Source organism: Zoogloea sp. LCSB751, from assembly GCF_002028455.1.
GTDB lineage: Bacteria > Pseudomonadota > Gammaproteobacteria > Burkholderiales > Rhodocyclaceae > Zoogloea.
This window is the reverse complement of sequence record NZ_MWUM01000030.1, coordinates 47160-63467: the sequence shown is the minus strand read 5'-3', so window position 1 is coordinate 63467 and position 16308 is coordinate 47160. Positions and strand designations below refer to the sequence as shown.

The window sequence follows — 16308 nt, the reverse complement described above, 5'->3', positions numbered from 1 at the left end:
CCTTTCGGATGGATGGTCAGCTGCGCACAGGGACATCGACTGCGCGTTGAAACGGGCACGTCAGCCGTTCTCCGCCCAACGCGTCCTAGTAGGACGCGCTCGATGCTGCACCGGCCCGCACGGCCTTTCGGATGGATGGTCAGCTGCGCACAGGGACATCGACTGCGCGTTGAAACGGGCACGTCAGCCGTTCTCCGCCCCAACGCGTCCTAGTAGGACGCGCTGCCTCCTCCCGGGAATCGAGGCCACTCGCGCCGACCGGTCACGCGTCCTACTAGGACGCGCTCGATGCGGCACCCGTCTGCGCGGCCTTTCAGATGGATGGTCAGCTGCGCACAGGGACATCGACTGCGCGTTGAACAGTACGTCAGCCGTTCTCCGCCCAACGCGTCCTAGTAGGACGCGCTGCCTCCTCCCGGGAATCGAGGCCACTCGCGCCGACCGGTCACGCGTCCTACTAGGACGCGCTCGACGCGGCACCTGCACCCGCTGCGCCTTCCATCAGCTGCGACTCCTCACCCCGACTCGATGCCTGCAATGCGTGCCCCTGATGCGTTCACGCAAGTCAATGATAGGTTGGCGGCGAGCTGAGCGTGGCATGGCGGCATCCCCACGGAGTCCAGATGTAGGGGGACAGGTAGATTTCACCCGTTAGCACATCTACCCATCCCCCGCCCAGACAGCGGCGGACCCGATGGCCCAATGGCAGGACGGCCAGGAGCCAGCAAGGCAATGCGGCACGTGAAACTGCCGTATTGCCGGCATCATCCAGCCCGCCATAGCCGAACAAACGAGCCCTCTCTGGGAGCTTGGTTACGCTGTCAAACTTAGCCATGTAACGCCCCCAGGCCTTGACGGCTCTGCAGCCTTCTACCCATGTGCCCCCCCAAGGCCACCACCGGGACAGCTTGGCCGGGTCGAGTATGAAGGTACGCGGAAGCCAAAGCATGAGGTGGTAGTGCAGCTGCCCCGCGCATTCCAGCACCCAAGCGTAGGGCAGCGTGTAACCCAACCGCTTTAGCACCGGGCGTAGGCGGTCCACGAAACTGCTGATGTGCTTTTTTGAATACTTATCCGAGTTTCGGTAGGTCAGAGTCAATGCGACGGCCCGAAGCCCGGCAGACTTCGCGTATCTGCGCTGCTCATTGATGATGCGATTCAGCCTCTTTCGTGCTGCGTTTTTACGTTTCCGTCCCGATGGTGACGGACTTGTTCCGGTCTTTCTGACAAGTTCAGCAAACTTGGCAAAGGCTGCTGCGGTGATGCTCGGTCGGCCAGCGACCACGGGTGTTACAGACAACATGGGCACACCTTCTGTGTGTGTGTGCCGCTTCAGCGATTGAGCTGTGTCCTCGTGTTGCCTACTGCAAAAATGTATCTTTCCTCCGCGTGCTGATTGCGGCGGGGTGATGGATTCCCGCGTCTATACTTCAATGTCAATGAGTACAGACGCGCTTTACGCGCAGCCCGCCCCGGTTCCCGCCGGGGCGATTTGCTTTTGAGGTGATGAGTGTTGAGCCAACTCGCGGTTACCGCGACGGGCCCCTTGACCGCATTGGTCCCGCCTTAGCCTCCTGACTCACCGACTGAGGAGGAGATGCGGGAAGCGAAGAGGTGGCTGCTTGGCGCTTCGCATCCAGCCAAGCATTAACGTCAGCCAGGTGAAAACGAACCAGCCGACCAAGCTTGATGGCAGGAGGGAGGTCTCTCCCCATGGAGTGGCGGTTGTAGATTGTCCGCTCCGCAACACCAAAACAGGCGGCGAGCGTTTTCGGAGAGAGCAGTTGCGGCATGAGTCACGGTATGGAGTTGGCAGTCACGGGACTGCTTACCGTATAGCCCGAAGTTACCGGCATGCCCCCTCACGACTCCTGTGTGAAGTTCTGCGCCCCCCTCTACCCTGCTCTTCTCCTCCGTCGAGTCCCAAGCGGGAAAATTCGCCTGTATGATGCCGCCCCTTTTCATCAATACGCTCACCCAGGCGCCCTTCTCGTGCGCTTGGTGCGCACACTTGAGCTTTTTGCACGATGTCCCACGCCCTTCCCACCGAACGAATGAAGTTTTCAGACCTTGAAGTTGGCACGCGCTTCTATGACGCGCTGAGCCAAGAGTTCTTTGTGAAATCCTCGGATACACATGCGGTCATGGTGACCTGGCTTGCCGACGGGAGGACCCCTGATGAGTTTGAACCGGATGACCCGGTGAGGGTTTGACGTTCCCGGCTGCGCTGTACTGGGCAACCATCGTTGCAAGAGCCGAACGGCGTCTCGCCAGAAGACATCTCATGGAGGTTCGCACCAAGTCTTAGGTGCTGTTGGAGCCTCTCCAACCCTGCCTCAGGTGCTCATCGCTGCGGGCAGCCTACTTGCCTTTCGAGACCCCATCTCGCATGGGGCCATCATCAGCCCCGACCGTGCGCTGACGGTGGCACTGAGTGACCAGGTCAGTACGCAACAGTGCTGGCCCTTCCCCAGGCCTGCATCGCCGCAGGCCCACCTCCATCCCCCCCACCAGTCGCCATGGCCCTCACTGGCGACACAGCACCTCTTGGCCGCTGGGAATAGGCAGAAAACACCCATTTTATGCATTTGAAATGAGTAGGGTCCGGGGGGCTGCCGACGTTAGAGAATAGTCATGTAGGGTCCGGGAGGCTGCCGACGTTACGAAACTGCGAAAAATGGACTAACGGGAAAGTGGGTAAAACAGGGACTCGAAGAGCCTCCATCGTAGGCATCTAAGTCACGAGGTGCACTACTGGGTCTTCAGGTAGAGCCTTAGTCAGCCACTCTCCCTCTCCAAAGCGTTACTCGATGTCATGGGTGACGCATGAATAAAAATGCGGCATCTCCAGAATATTGCCTATACGCATTTGTGTGCGTCATGGGTGACGCATTCATAAACCAATCTGAGCGGCGTTGAGCAGCTACGTAAGCGAGCTGGTCATACGCGCTATACCGCTGGAGCTCAGTTGGCCTCTCATTTCCTTATTCTGGAGAATACCGAATGTTTGATAATGTAAGAGCATTGGATGTTGGCTACGGCAATGTGAAGTACGTGGCGTCTCGCACGCAGTCAACGCTCACGTGCAAGCTTTTTCCCTCGCTGGCCCCTCGGGCCGTAGAGATGGACTTAGCCGGTGATTTTGTCCGAAAGCGTGATACGAAGCGTGTAGTCGTTAACGGCATTGCCTATGAAGTAGGCCCAGATGTAAAGCTCGCACAAAAGGGCTCTGAAATCGGCCGTATGCTGCAGGAGAACTACTGCCTGTCGGAGCATTACAAAGCGCTGGTGTACGGAGGCTTGCTTCACATGACGCGGAGTCACGAACTAGAGGTGCTAGTGCTTGGCCTCCCATTGAATACTTATCTCGGCTACAAGGACCCGCTTGCTAAGGCGTTTACCGGAACTCATATTCTTGATGCTGAAGGACGGGCTTGCACGGTCAAGAATGTAGTGGTTGTGCCTCAACCCTTGGGCGGACTCTATGATTACGCCTTCGGCACGCGTCAACTAAGCGTGGTAAAGAAGAGCACCAGCCTAGTGATTGACCCAGGCTTCTGCACCCTTGATTGGCTTGTCGCCGAAGGCACTACGCCAAATGATGCACGTTCTGGTGCCCGCGCCCACGGTGGAATGAGTGAAGTACTGAAGGATGTGATGGAGCAGGTTGCCCTTGATGCCGAATGTACCATCGACGAACTTGGCGGCACGGAACGGATTGATGCAGCGCTTCGCGATAACTTACCGATTCGCGTTTTTGGGCACGCACTTACTGTTCGCACGAATGCAGACTACATCAAGCTAGCCCAAGCCAGAGCCAAAGACGCACTCCAAGCAATGCTGGAACGCATAGGCTCTATTGGCGACATCGATAACATCATTCTGGTGGGGGGTGGCTCCTACGTGTACATCGACGTACTGCACAGCTACTTTCCAAAACACAATATTGTTGTATTCCCTGACTCCGTTTTCTCAAACGTGAGAGGCTTTCAACTACTCGGCGAAATATGGCTCGCTAAACGCGGGATGCACTAATGAAAGAGGCCCGCAGTGTCAGTAAAGGGATACGCGTAAACGGCATGGTGACGCCGTATGCTGACCAAGCGCTGTTTGCGTATCTATCGCCGATGCCCGTCGCCAGCGGCGAGCGAATGCGGGCTCTCAAACAACTGGCTCACATCGGATTGATGGCAATGCGAGGTGCTGGGGCAGTGCAAGGCTGTCCCCCTGGACACTCTCTGGAGCCTGAAGGGTGCACTCAAAAACCCGAGCCCACACATGGTATGGCGATAGCGGTCGCAACAGAAGGAGTACTGGTATCGACGCTTCCGTTATCAGAATCCAGCCAAGAAGGTGCTTACGATTTGGCTGGGCTGGATTTAGGAGAGATAGACCTACCCTTTTAGGACATGAGGATGCGCAGGCCTAACCTGCACAAACGGTAGCCACTTCACTCCACCTCGTTGTGTACGCTGGCGACAGGTTATTCCTGCGCATCCGCCATGATTGCTGAACACCCTCAGCGGCCAACTTCACCGTTCCCCGGCCATAGCGTTCATTGATTCGGTCAAATGCAGCCATTACCCGCTCTGCTCTCTCGTGTCCACAGCTTCCTGGTAGCGTGAGCTACCGATTCCGAACAAGGTAATCGTTGATGTCGAGACGCTTACCTTCGTAGTCGGCCGCCGGCGACGGGAAACCCGCAGACACTTTGACCGTGTCGATTGGCAGTGCCAGCTTCGGGACATCCAGCAGCGGAAAAAACACACCAGCGCCAAGCTCGGCGGCGGAACAAGGCCATGTGTCAGACATGTTCTGCGGCCACTGGACGGGTCACGCCTTCGTGCTCATCGGCTTCTGGAACGGGGTCGGTCACCAACCAGCCTGAACACTCCGGGCACAGCAGGCACGAACGTGCCCCAGTCTGAGCTGGAATCAACTCCTGCAGGCTCAAGGGGACATGGCAAAAGGGGCAGACGATGCGAATCATGGCGGGCTCCTTAATACTATATTTTTGTACAGCACCTACGGATTCGCAAGTCTTTACTGGCGGAGTTGTATGTTGTATCGCCCTACATACAACAGAGGTAGCCTCCCCTGCCCGAGTCACAGAGGCCTATCGACAGCAGTTATCCAAGTCCAATGGTCGTAAAATTGTTGCGCATAGCCCAACACAGCGGCATGTCGCGCACCGCTTACCTACACGCACAATGAACCACCAAGCCCTCTCGTCCTTTATCTGGTCCGTCGCCGACCTGCTCCGTGGTGACTACAAACAGTCCGAATACGGCAAAGTCGTCCTCCCCTTCACCGTGCTGCGCCGCCTCGATTGCGTGCTGGCCGCCACAAAGGCCGGGGTACTTGCCGAGTTCGACGCCAAGACCCAGGCAGGCCTTAACCCCGACCCGTTCCTGCTCCGCAAGGCGGGGCAAAGCTTCTATAACACCTCGTCCCTCGACCTCGGCAAGCTGCTCGGCGACCAAGACCACATCCGTCAGAACCTCTACGCCTACATTCAGGGCTTTTCGCCGGCGGCGCGGGACATCTTCGAACGCTTCGACTTCTTCACCCAGGTGGAGCGCCTTGCCAAGGCTGGGTTGCTCTACCTCGTCACCGAGAAGTTCGCGAACATTGACCTACACCCGGACACCGTCGACAACGCCCAGATGGGTTTGGTCTTCGAGGAACTGATTCGCAAGTTCGCTGAAATCTCGAACGAGACCGCTGGGGAGCACTTCACGCCGCGCGAGGTTATCCGCCTGATGGTGAACCTGCTGTTCATCGAGGACGATGACGTGCTCACCTCTGGCAATGCGGTGGTGCGCACCATCTATGACCCGACCGCCGGGACGGGCGGCATGCTATCGGTAGCCGGCGAGCATCTGCTGGAGCACAACCCGGCTGCCCGCCTCACGATGTTCGGCCAGGAGCTCAACGACGAGTCCTACGCCATCTGCAAGGCGGACATGCTCATCAAGGGGCAGGACGTGCGCAACATCGTCGTCGGCAATACCTTGTCCGACGACGGTCACGCCAGCACCAAGTTCGACTACATGCTCTCCAATCCGCCCTTTGGCGTGGAGTGGAAGAAGGTCGAAAAGGAAGTCCGCAAGGAAGCGGCCGAAAAGGGTTTCGACGGCCGCTTCGGCCCCGGCCTGCCGCGGGTGTCGGATGGCTCGATGCTGTTCCTGCTCCACCTCATCAGCAAAATGCGCCCGGCGGTCGATGGCGGCAGCCGCATCGGCATCGTCCTCAACGGCTCGCCGCTGTTCACCGGCGGCGCCGGCAGCGGTGAATCGGAAATCCGCCGCTACGTGCTGGAGAAGGACCTCGTCGAAGCCATCATCAGCCTGCCTACCGACATGTTCTACAACACGGGCATCAGCACTTACATCTGGATTCTGTCCAACAAGAAGCCCGACGAGCGGAAGGGCTGGATTCAGCTCATCGATGCCAGCAGCTTCTGGCAGAAGATGCGGAAGAGCCTCGGCAGCAAGCGCAAGGAGCTCTCCGAACAGCATATCGCCGACATTACCCGCCTGTTCGGCGACTTCGTCGAAGCCAAGCAGGCCGTCGTGCTCGACGCTGCGGGCAAGGAGGTCGGTCGGCAGATACTGCTCTTCGGGGATGTGGAACCGATGCCGCCCGAAGGCGGCAAGGTCAAGCGCGTGCCCATCTCCCGCGTCTTCAAGAACGAGGATTTCGGCTACACGACCATTACCGTCGAGCGTCCGCTACGGGATGAGGCCGGCAAGGTCGTGCTGGGAGAACGCGGCAAGCAAAAGGGCAAACCCCAGCCGGACAGCGCCTTACGCGACACTGAGAACGTGCCGCTGGCCGAGGACATCGAGGCCTACTTCCGGCGCGAAGTCCTGCCCCATGCGCCGGACGCGTGGATAGACCACGAGAAATCCAAGGTCGGTTACGAGATTCCGTTCAACCGGCACTTCTACGTCTTCGAACCGCCGCGCAGCCTGCACGAGATTGATGAGGAACTGAAGACCGTGGCGGCCAACATCACCAAGATGCTGGAAGGACTGGCGGAATGAGTTTGCCGAGGTATCCGGAATATAAGGACAGCGGGGTTGCTTGGTTGGGAGACGTGCCGGCGCATTGGAATGTTCTGCGCATCAAGCATCTCGTGGCAAGCCTGGAGCAGGGCTGGAGCCCTCAATGCGAAGGTTTCCCTGTGCAGTCCGAGGACGAATGGGGTGTCCTGAAGGTCGGCTGCGTGAATGGTGGCATGTTCCGGCCCGAGGAAAACAAGACTCTGCCGCCAGAGTTGGAACCCTTGCCCGAACTTGGCCTAGCATGCGGTGACTTGTTGATTTCGCGCGCTAACACCCGTGAGCTCGTCGGTAGCACCGCCGTCACATTGCGGGACTATCCCAGGTTGATGCTGTGCGACAAGCTGTACCGGCTACGCTTGCGTCCTGACACCTGCGCGCCCGTGTTTCTGGCTTTGTATCTCGGCACTCCACGAGTTCGCGGGCAGATTGAACTTTCGGCGACCGGAGCCAGCAGCTCAATGCTGAACATCGGGCAATCGACCATCTTGGAATTAGACATTGCAGCTCCCTCGCCGGATGAGCAAACCGCCATCGCCACCTTCCTCGACCGCGAAACCACCAAGATTGATACCCTGATTGCCGAGCAGGAAAAGCTCCTGACCCTGCTGGCCGAAAAGCGCCAGGCCACCATCTCCCACGCCGTCACCAAGGGCCTGAACCCGGATGCGCCGATGAAGGATTCCGGGGTGGAGTGGCTTGGAGAGGTGCCGACGCACTGGGATGTAGTAAGGCTAAAGAACGTAATTGCGACGATAAAGGCAGGGCCCTTCGGCTCAGCGTTGACCAAGGATATGTATGTATCCTCGGGCTACAAGGTTTATGGGCAGGAGCAGGTCATTCCTGGGGACTTTTCTATCGGGGATTACTATATATCGGAAGAAAAATTCCGCGAACTTGCTCAGTATGAAGTTGAACCTGGAGACATCCTTATTAGCTGCGTTGGAACATTCGGGAAAATCGCGATTGTCCCGAAAGGGGTGGAGCCAGGAATCATAAATCCGCGTTTGATAAGAATGCGCGTATCGGAGGGTATCTCAGAAGAGTTCGCTACTGAGGTGCTTAGAAGCCAGGTGGTATTTGAGCAATTTTCGGTATTGAGCCGTGGAGGCACGATGGATGTCATCAACATTGGAACATTGAGCGGCATCTTTCTTCCCGTTCCATCGCCTAGCGAACAGGAGAGCATCTTGACGTTTATCGAAGCCGAAACCACCCACCTCGACACTCTTACAGCCGAAGCCACCCGTGCCATCCTCCTCCTCAAAGAACGCCGCACCGCCCTGATTTCCGCCGCAGTGACGGGCAAGATTGACGTGAGAAACCTATACCCTGAACAGGAAACCTGCCATGCGTGAAGGCTTGAGCCACCGAATCGTCGCGTTCATCGGGGGCCTGCTCCCGCTTTACACGCATGAGCATGTCGGAGACCGCTACGGTGCCAGGTCATTGGTGGATGGCACCTTAATCCTGCCGTTGGACGAGTCAGAGGAGGATGAGGACGGCCGGGTTGAAGTCTATTGGCAGGGCGACTCCACGCGTCGTTCCGAAGTCGCTGGGGTATTCCTGGCGAATGTCGCAGTCGCGAAGTACGCCGAACTCCATGCCATCCCCGAGGCTTCGGCAACCAAGGCGAGATACGCCCACATGTCTCAGCATTTCACCTTCAAGACCGGCGCACCCCTGGTCCTTGAAGAGCCAGACCCGGAGAGCGCGTTTGCTGAGATGCTGAAGGAGGCCACAAAGCTTTTCGGCAAGGAAGCTGTCAAGGAAATCGCTAAGAAAACCATTGGCCTGTAATGCGTAGCCAGCATCAGGAACACCACTTCGAATCTGCCAACCGTGGCACTAGCCTCCTCATGGAACACCGCGCCGTCCTGATATCCGCAATCGGAACCGGAAGAATCCACATCCGCGGAGCTACGCCATGCTGACCGCCATTGCCAGCAACAAGGCTGGCCGCGTCCGCTTCGAGGGAAGTGAGCTCAGCTTCAGCTGGCGTGAGGTCTTCCGGCGTAGTGAAGATTTGCTGACGGCTGCTTTCTTCAGCCGCCTACGCTACCTGTCGGATGCCAGTCTCGCGCGCGTGCTCGGTCTGTTGATTGGCCAGGAAGCCGCCGACCGTCTGGGTGCCCTCGACGAAATCGAATTCTGGCCCCATCTAGTCGGGTTGGAGCAACGTTCCTGGGTCGAGCCGGATGTACTGCTGCATTTCGAGAACGCAACGCTCATCGTTGAGGTCAAGCCACCCTTCGGCGGTGACCAGGGGCTAGCCCAATGGCAAGCCGAAATTCATGCTTTTGTCGCCGAGTGTTTGGGGGATAAGCGAACGGCACCGGAAACGCTCCATTTCCTCGCGTTAGGCCGCAACAAGCGGTCGCACGGGGAGCAGCCGACCTCGGAATTCGACACCAAGGGTTGCTTTGAACTCTTCGTCCATACCCGCGAGTGGGACCCCGTCGCGATGGCATTGTCGGAATGGATGGACGACTGCCCACGCACCGATGCTGCGGTATTCAATGACTGGCAGACGGCATTTGAGCTGTTTGACCTGCATGTGGAGGTCGAGCGCAACTGGAAGGAACTAGTTGCATGGCTCCCGCGGTCTCGCTTGTCTCTGTCGGCACTCGCAGCATGGTCGCTACCGAAAAGCCAGCTATCTGCCGCCTTGACTATGGAGCCTGTTACAAACAAAACTCCTTTGTCATGGCGCACTCTTCTGGGCTTTGCCCGCGCCCATCCGCTGGAACTCACGACATGGAAATGATGCTTCCCGAAGCAACCGAGCTGGTTGGCCAATTGCAAACTGCCCACCGTTTGTCGGTAGGCTTCTATCAACGGCTGCTGCCACTGCTCACTCGCATCGCCAGCGAACTGGAGATGGGTTTCTGGTATTGGGAACCCTGCCATACCAACCTGCCCAGCCGGAGCACGACGGCACCGGGCAATAAGTGGGCATGGGACTTGGCGCCAATGTTCGCATCACGTCATGTGTATCGCAGGGTCGTGGGTGAGTTGGCCCAAGCGGGTGACGTGGCGTTAATCTTCAATGTCTACTTGGACGATAACTTCAAGCCTGAAAAGCGCAAGGCGCTTGGCCAAAAGGGCCAACCCGACCCCCTGACGCTCCCCATCGGCAAAGCAACCGTGGAGATGTACCTTTACCGTTGCGATGGAGAGAACGGCGACTCCTTCGAGAAACGGTGGGGAACGTTGGAATATCCGTCAGGCGACAATCCAGGCTGGGAGCAGGCCGGCCCACAGACGAGCGCCCGCCTCCTAACCCGCGACCTCGCGTCGTTCATCACCGACCCGGACAGTATCGTCACCGACATACGGAATGCCTTGTTGGAAGACATCCCCGAGGCCGCCTGATGGGTCTGCACCAAGAACACCACTTCGAATCCGCCATCTGCGAGCACCTCGGCCGGCACGGCTGGTTCTACGCTGAAGGCGACGCCGCCCACTACGACCGTCAGAACGCCCTGTTTTTGCCCGACCTGCTGGCCTGGGTGGAAACGACCCAGCCCGAGAGCTGGCAGACGCTCTCCAAAACCCACGGCGCCAGCCTGCCCAAGGTGCTGGCCGAGCGGGTGCGCAAGTGCCTCAACGAGCAAGGCACGCTGGAAGTGCTGCGGCGCGGCGTGGAGATGGTCGGCCTGAAGAAGCCGCTGTCGCTGGTGCAGTTCAAGCCCGCCCTGGGCATGAACCCGGCCACCCAGCAAGCCTACGCCGCGAACCGGCTGCGCGTCGTGAGACAGGTACACCACTCGCTCAACAACCCGAAGGACGCGGTGGACCTGGTGCTGTTTGTGAACGGCATTGCGGTGGCCACTGCAGAGCTGAAATCCGACTTCACCCAGAGCGTCGGCGACGCGGTGGACCAGTACCGCTTCGACCGTGACCCAACCCCGAAGGGTGGGCTCGTGGAGCCCCTGCTGGCCTTCCCTGGCGGAGCACTGGTGCATTTTGCGGTGAGCCAGTCCGAGGTGAGGATGAGCACCCGGCTCGCCGGTACGGCGACCAACTTTCTGCCCTTCAACCGCGGCAACGGCGGCGGCGCCGGCAACCCGCCGAACCCCTTCGGCTTTGCTACTTGGTACCTGTGGCAGGAAGTGTGGCAACGGGATAGTTGGCTCGAAATCCTCGGCCGCTACCTCATTGGCAAGCGTAACGACAAGAAGCAACTCACCAGCGTTATCTTCCCCCGCTACCACCAGCTCGACGCGACCCGCAAACTCGTTGCCGACGTGTTGGAACACGGTGCCGGCGAGCGTTACCTGATTCAGCACTCTGCTGGTTCCGGCAAGACCAATTCCATCGCGTGGACGGCCCACTTCCTCGCCGACCTGCACGATGCCCAGCACAACAAACTGTTCGACAGCGTACTGGTGGTATCCGACCGTAATGTGCTCGATGCCCAGCTCCAGGAAGCCATATTCGACTTCCAGCGCACCACGGGCGTGGTAGCGACCATCAGCGACGAGCACGGCAGCAAGAGTGCCCAGCTCTCCCAGGCACTCAAGGACGGCAAGAAGGTCATCGTCTGCACCATCCAGACCTTCCCCTTTGCGCTGAAGGCCGTGCAGGAACTGGCGGCAACCGAGGGCAAGCGCTTCGCAGTCATCGCCGACGAAGCTCACAGCTCCCAGACCGGTGAGGCGGCGGCCAAGCTCAAGCAGGTGCTGTCAGCCGAGGAACTGGCTGAACTGCAGGACGGCGGCGAAATCGACACCGAAACGGTGCTTGCCGCCCAGATGTCCGCCAAGGCTGCCCAAGACAAGGGGCTGACCTATATCGCCTTCACCGCCACCCCAAAACAGAAGACGCTGGAACTCTTCGGCCGCAAGGATGCCGACGGCCTGCCGCAGCCCTTCCATGTGTATTCGATGCGCCAGGCCATCGAGGAGGGTTTCATCCTCGACGTGCTAAAGAACTACACGACTTACAAGCTCGCCTTCAAGCTCGCCAACAATGGCAAGGAGTACGACGAGAAGGCGGTCGAGAAGTCCGAGGCGCTGAAGGGCATCATGCAGTGGGTGCGCCTTCATCCCTACAACATCGCCCAGAAGGTTCAGGTGGTGGTGGAGCACTTCCGAGAAAACGTGCAGCAGCTCCTGGATGGCAAGGCCAAGGCGATGATTGTGGTGAGCAGCCGCAAGGAAGCGGTGCGCTGGCAGAAAGCCATCACCAGCTATATCCAGAAGCGAAACTACCCCCTTGGCGTGCTGGTGGCGTTCTCCGGCGAAATCGACGACCCGGAGAGCTACCCGGAGCCCGTTAGCGAGCACAGCAAGGCGCTCAATCCAAGCCTGAAAGGCGACATCCGGGAAGCCTTCAAGGCACCCGACTATCACTTGCTGCTGGTGGCGAACAAGTTTCAGACTGGCTTCGACCAGCCCCTGCTGTGCGGGATGTACGTAGATAAGCGCCTCGCGGGCATCCAGGCGGTGCAGACCCTGTCGCGCCTGAACCGTGCCCATCCGGGCAAGGACACGACCTACATCCTCGACTTCGTGAATGACGCCGAAGAAGTGCTGGCCGCCTTCAAGACGTACTATGAGACCGCCCAGCTCGAAGCGAACACCGACCCCCATCTGGTCTTCGACCTCCGTGCCAAGCTCGATGCCGCCGGCTTTTACGACAGCTTTGAGGTGGACCGCGTTGCCGAGGTCGAGACGAACCCGAAGGGTACCCAAGCCCAGCTCAGCGCCGCGCTTGCCCCAGTGGCCGACCGATTGCTAAAACGCTACAAGGCACTCCAGGCCCAGAAGGCGGCCGCCGAGGCTGGCCAGGATGCCGCTGCCGCCCAGGCAGCGAAGGACGCGATGGATGTGCTCGTCCTCTTCAAGGGCGACATGGGGGCCTTCACACGTCTGTATGCCTTCCTGTCGCAGATTTTCGACTATGGCAACACGGACATCGAAAAGCGCTTCATTTTCTACAAGCGCCTCATTCCGCTGCTCGACTTCGGCCGTGAGCGGGACACGGTGGACCTTTCCAAGGTGGTTCTGACGCACCACACGCTGAAGAACAAGGGCCAGCAGTCACTGAACCTCTCGGCCGGCGACACGCCGAAACTTCCGCCGATGACCGAGACCGGTAGCGGCAGTGTCCAGGAGAAGGAAAAGGCCTACCTCGCCGAAATCATCGAGAAGGTAAATGGCCTCTTCGAAGGCGAGCTGTCGGACAACGACCAGTTGGTCTATGTGAACGGCGTGCTGAAGGGCAAGCTGCTCGAGAACGAACTCCTGGTGCAACAAGCGGCCACCAACAGCAAGGAGCAGTTCGCCAATTCACCGGACCTGGCCGACGCGCTGATGAATGCCATCATGGAGGCCTTCGAGGCCCACACGACGATGAGCACCCAGGCGCTGGGTTCAGAGCGAGTACGGGAGGGTCTGAAAGAGACACTGCTGGGGCCGGCGCAGCTCTATGAGGCGCTGCGTGCCCGTAGCCTCCCCCCGCAACTACATCAGGCGGAATAGGGTTTCGGCAGCAGTCGGATAAAACGTAATCCTATCCTTACTCCTGCCCTATGAAGAAAACACGTCACTCGAAATCTTCATAGGGCATCGAAGAACGGTTAGGTCAGTCCCTAGGAATACCACAAGCCTTCCCACCTAACGAAAAATCGAAAATTCAGATAGTCCGTTACTACCCCCAACGAACCAGCTCTACCGTAACTGACGTCTTGTCCATCTCGAAACACCCCACTCGACAGTCTTCATGGACATCGTCCTTCTGTAAACGCGTAAGGGAGTTCTTAAGGCGTCGCCTGAACTCTGGCAAGAAACACACGGCCCCACAGAGCTCATACAAGTAACTCAAGGTCAGCGGGTAGGGCTTTGCATGAGTGCTGTAAAAGTTAGCCAGCCACGATGTCAGTCCTGAATAGTCGTGAGCCGCCGAGACATTCACTGCGGTCCAAGCGTTCAGCCCAAAGAGCTTCGCCATGGAAGCCTCTATGCGAAAGGCCACTACATCACTGCCTTTCGGGTTGAGTGTAGAATTCTCGGCCCCAGCGCCACCATCATCAACGTCCACTTCCAGAAGCCGCAGCTGTGGAATATCCCAGTGCTCGAAACGCACTCGCAATTGCGCTTTGTTCAAACGGCTCAAGCTATCCCGAATCGCGATGTGCACATTTTTCCCGTAGGAAGACCTTATGGACTGCGAGAACTCCCAATACGTCACTTTTATCCACTGACCTTCCCCGCCTTCAGTGCATAGTGGCACTCCAGCACCATAGTATTGAAGGCAAGCCGCCAAAACTCGTCGGTCGTAATCACCGAGCCTTACTCCAGTAAGCGTCAGCTCAGTAGTAGCCCCCAGAGACGCAATCAGCTCGTCCACAAGTGACTCCCCTACGTTGTTGTTCGCAGAAAAGAGTGCAGAGCGCAGAAAAATGTTCGGAAGTAAAACAGCCCCCTCATGCCCAGTAGGTAGATAGACGTCACTCCCCCGACGAACGGCCCTGCGACGACGCTCAAGGCTCACGGCATGGTTCGTAGCATCCTCAGCGAGAACAAAAACACCACCTGCATTCGCCTGACGCTTCTTACGCTCGTCGCTTTCGGCCAAGGCTACGAGCCTATCTGCGCCCTTATTCGCTCGGAGCCTGACGGCTTCGGATGGACAGGACAGAGCCCCCTCTCGGATAGCCGCAGCCTCCTCCCGGCACGACTGAGTATCATCCACCTCATGCATCCTGGCCATTGAGCCTGCCTCCTTCTAGACAAACATCTACGGATGAGCTGAAGACACCCCCCTCACAAAACGGAATACGACTACGCCCAAGCAGCACAAGACCTCCTCAGTAGAAAAAACTAACTCGGAGGTATAGGCGAAGAGGCAGTGCATGAACGAGCACAAAGAGCACAATGCGAAGAACTGACGTCAAAACATAGTTTGTTTGACCTCAAGACATAAAACACTTGACCTTAAAACATTGACGACTTGACTTGCTCACATGAAACGCTTGACGTCAAAACATGTAGAAGATGAGGAAAATTCGCAAAACAGCCAGCAAATAAGGCGGGAATTCAAACGCGAAAAGCTCTCCATAACCATAGTCATTGAGATAGTCTTTAAACGTGCTAGCCAGCCCTCGACACGCACCTACATCCTGCCCTCGTCGCCGCGAGCCTACTAATGCCACCGCGTACACTTCACCCGCACTGTACAGAATCCGGCTCCATCCTCTGCACCACTAGGCAGCATAAATCGCTTCATCGCTGACTTGCAGTCCGGCAAAAGCACGACGTGATGGCCGACACACCGGCCGTTCTGGTAGGGAATGGCATCCAGTAAGAAACCTCACGTCAGCCTCTCATTCACCAACCTGGCACGGCGTGTTCATTGCATACCATCACTACAGCACCAAGAAGCATAGGCGCGCTTCGCGTCCAACTTACAGCTCCGAAAGAGCACGACGTAACGGCCGGCGTACCGGCCGTCCTGGCAAGGAATGACATACCATAAGACACATCACACGTCGGACTCTGCTTTTCTACCAACCAAGGGTGGAGTCGTGGATGCGCTGCATGCCTTCACTGCCCCACCAAGCAACGAGGACTACATGACACCACCACGGTTTCACACCATGAGGCTTAACCTTGAAGTAAATGAAACAACGAGGTACCGGTTAAGCCTAAACCCAGAGGTCCACGAAAATTCAAAGGTTACAGACTGCTTCCTCCATTCGTGAATGAAGGAGCTAAGCCATTTCAATGCAAGAAAGGCATTGATGGTCATGTCTATAGCCTTTGACGCAACAGCACACAGTACCTAGAATCCGGTCTCAACATTAACTCGGACCAAAACCCATGACCTCCCTTGCTGAACTGATTGCACAAAAAGAAGAGCTCGAGCGCCGTATCGCTGAGGTTCGCAAAGAAGAACGCACCAATGCGATTGCACAGGCTCGCAGCCTTATCGAGGTGTTTGAGTTGAGCGTAGATGAGCTGTTCGGCAAAAAGCAGAAGGCTGCAAAGGCCTCCCTGCCGGCAAAGTATCTTGACCCAGCCACTGGAAAGACTTGGTCAGGTAAGGGGCGTGCGCCTCAATGGCTTGAGGGCAAGAACAGGGAAGACTTCAGTATCTGAAAGCCTCACCCGCTAGAGTCAAGCCATCCTAGAATGGGTTGACTCGCCCACACACACTCTGGGAAGAAAAATGGCATGACAGGCCGGAAGCGCGAGTCTTGGACAAGTGTTCTATAGACGTGTGCCCGGGTCCC

At 57.9% G+C, this 16308-nt stretch carries 13 protein-coding genes; 9 read left to right on the top strand and 4 right to left on the bottom strand.

From position 1 onward, the window contains the following. Nucleotides 1-1529: 1529 nt before the first annotated feature. On the bottom strand, nt 1530-1793 hold the full coding sequence (locus B4920_RS31040; RefSeq protein ID WP_079436981.1) for a helix-turn-helix domain-containing protein: 264 nt from the start codon (nt 1791-1793) through the stop codon (nt 1530-1532). Nucleotides 1794-2027: 234 nt separating this feature from the next. Here B4920_RS31040 and B4920_RS22790 point away from each other — a divergent pair, with 234 nt between their 5' ends. Continuing rightward, nucleotides 2028-2213 carry a hypothetical protein gene (locus B4920_RS22790; RefSeq protein ID WP_079436980.1) on the top strand — a complete coding sequence of 62 codons (186 nt, stop codon included), beginning with the start codon at nt 2028-2030 and terminating at the stop codon, nt 2211-2213. Between the two features lie 790 nt (nt 2214-3003). After that, a complete protein-coding gene (locus tag B4920_RS22785; RefSeq protein WP_079436979.1) occupies nt 3004-4035 on the top strand; it encodes a PRTRC system protein D in 1032 nt (343 codons plus the stop codon). 390 nt (nt 4036-4425) lie between these two features. On the opposite strand, the gene B4920_RS22780 is transcribed toward B4920_RS22785, so the two are convergent. Together B4920_RS22780 and B4920_RS29000 are read right to left on the bottom strand one after the other, a co-directional pair. Beyond that, a complete protein-coding gene (locus tag B4920_RS22780) occupies nt 4426-4581 on the bottom strand; it encodes a DUF4113 domain-containing protein (RefSeq protein WP_079436978.1) in 156 nt (51 codons plus the stop codon). 223 nt (nt 4582-4804) lie between these two features. Continuing rightward, a complete protein-coding gene (locus B4920_RS29000; RefSeq protein ID WP_139379601.1) occupies nt 4805-4990 on the bottom strand; it encodes a hypothetical protein in 186 nt (61 codons plus the stop codon). 220 nt (nt 4991-5210) lie between these two features. On the opposite strand from B4920_RS29000, the gene B4920_RS22775 reads away from it, so the two are divergent. The 6 genes from B4920_RS22775 (at nt 5211) to B4920_RS22750 (ending at nt 13555) form a co-directional block, all read left to right on the top strand. After that, complete coding sequence (locus B4920_RS22775) at nt 5211-7049, top strand: class I SAM-dependent DNA methyltransferase (RefSeq protein ID WP_079436977.1); 1839 nt, start codon at nt 5211-5213, stop codon at nt 7047-7049. Next, a complete protein-coding gene (locus B4920_RS22770; protein WP_079436976.1) occupies nt 7046-8425 on the top strand; it encodes a restriction endonuclease subunit S in 1380 nt (459 codons plus the stop codon). Before B4920_RS22775 ends, B4920_RS22770 begins: the two co-directional genes overlap by 4 nt. Next, nucleotides 8418-8867, top strand: a complete 450-nt coding sequence (locus B4920_RS22765; RefSeq protein WP_088179532.1) for a hypothetical protein — start codon at nt 8418-8420, stop codon at nt 8865-8867. Before B4920_RS22770 ends, B4920_RS22765 begins: the two co-directional genes overlap by 8 nt. 127 nt (nt 8868-8994) lie before the next feature. Continuing rightward, a complete protein-coding gene (locus tag B4920_RS22760; protein WP_079436975.1) occupies nt 8995-9834 on the top strand; it encodes a hypothetical protein in 840 nt (279 codons plus the stop codon). Next, nucleotides 9825-10442, top strand: coding sequence for a hypothetical protein (locus B4920_RS28995; RefSeq protein ID WP_079436974.1), 618 nt, complete (start codon nt 9825-9827; stop codon nt 10440-10442). The genes B4920_RS22760 and B4920_RS28995 overlap by 10 nt, the downstream gene beginning before the upstream one ends. Then, entirely contained in the window at nt 10442-13555 is a 3114-nt protein-coding gene (locus tag B4920_RS22750; protein ID WP_079436973.1) for a type I restriction endonuclease subunit R, read from the top strand. Before B4920_RS28995 ends, B4920_RS22750 begins: the two co-directional genes overlap by 1 nt. 169 nt (nt 13556-13724) lie before the next feature. Here the strand turns inward: B4920_RS22750 and trfA are convergent, their stop codons facing one another. Further along, the gene (gene trfA / locus B4920_RS28990; protein WP_161493375.1) at nt 13725-14651 is read right to left on the bottom strand and encodes a plasmid replication initiator TrfA; all 927 of its coding nucleotides are present in this window, start codon (nt 14649-14651) and stop codon (nt 13725-13727) included. A gap of 1244 nt (nt 14652-15895) precedes the next feature. Between trfA and B4920_RS22735 the strand changes: the two genes are divergently transcribed. Next, nucleotides 15896-16174 carry an H-NS family nucleoid-associated regulatory protein gene (locus B4920_RS22735; RefSeq protein ID WP_079436970.1) on the top strand — a complete coding sequence of 93 codons (279 nt, stop codon included), beginning with the start codon at nt 15896-15898 and terminating at the stop codon, nt 16172-16174. The last annotated feature ends 134 nt before the right edge of the window (nt 16175-16308 follow it).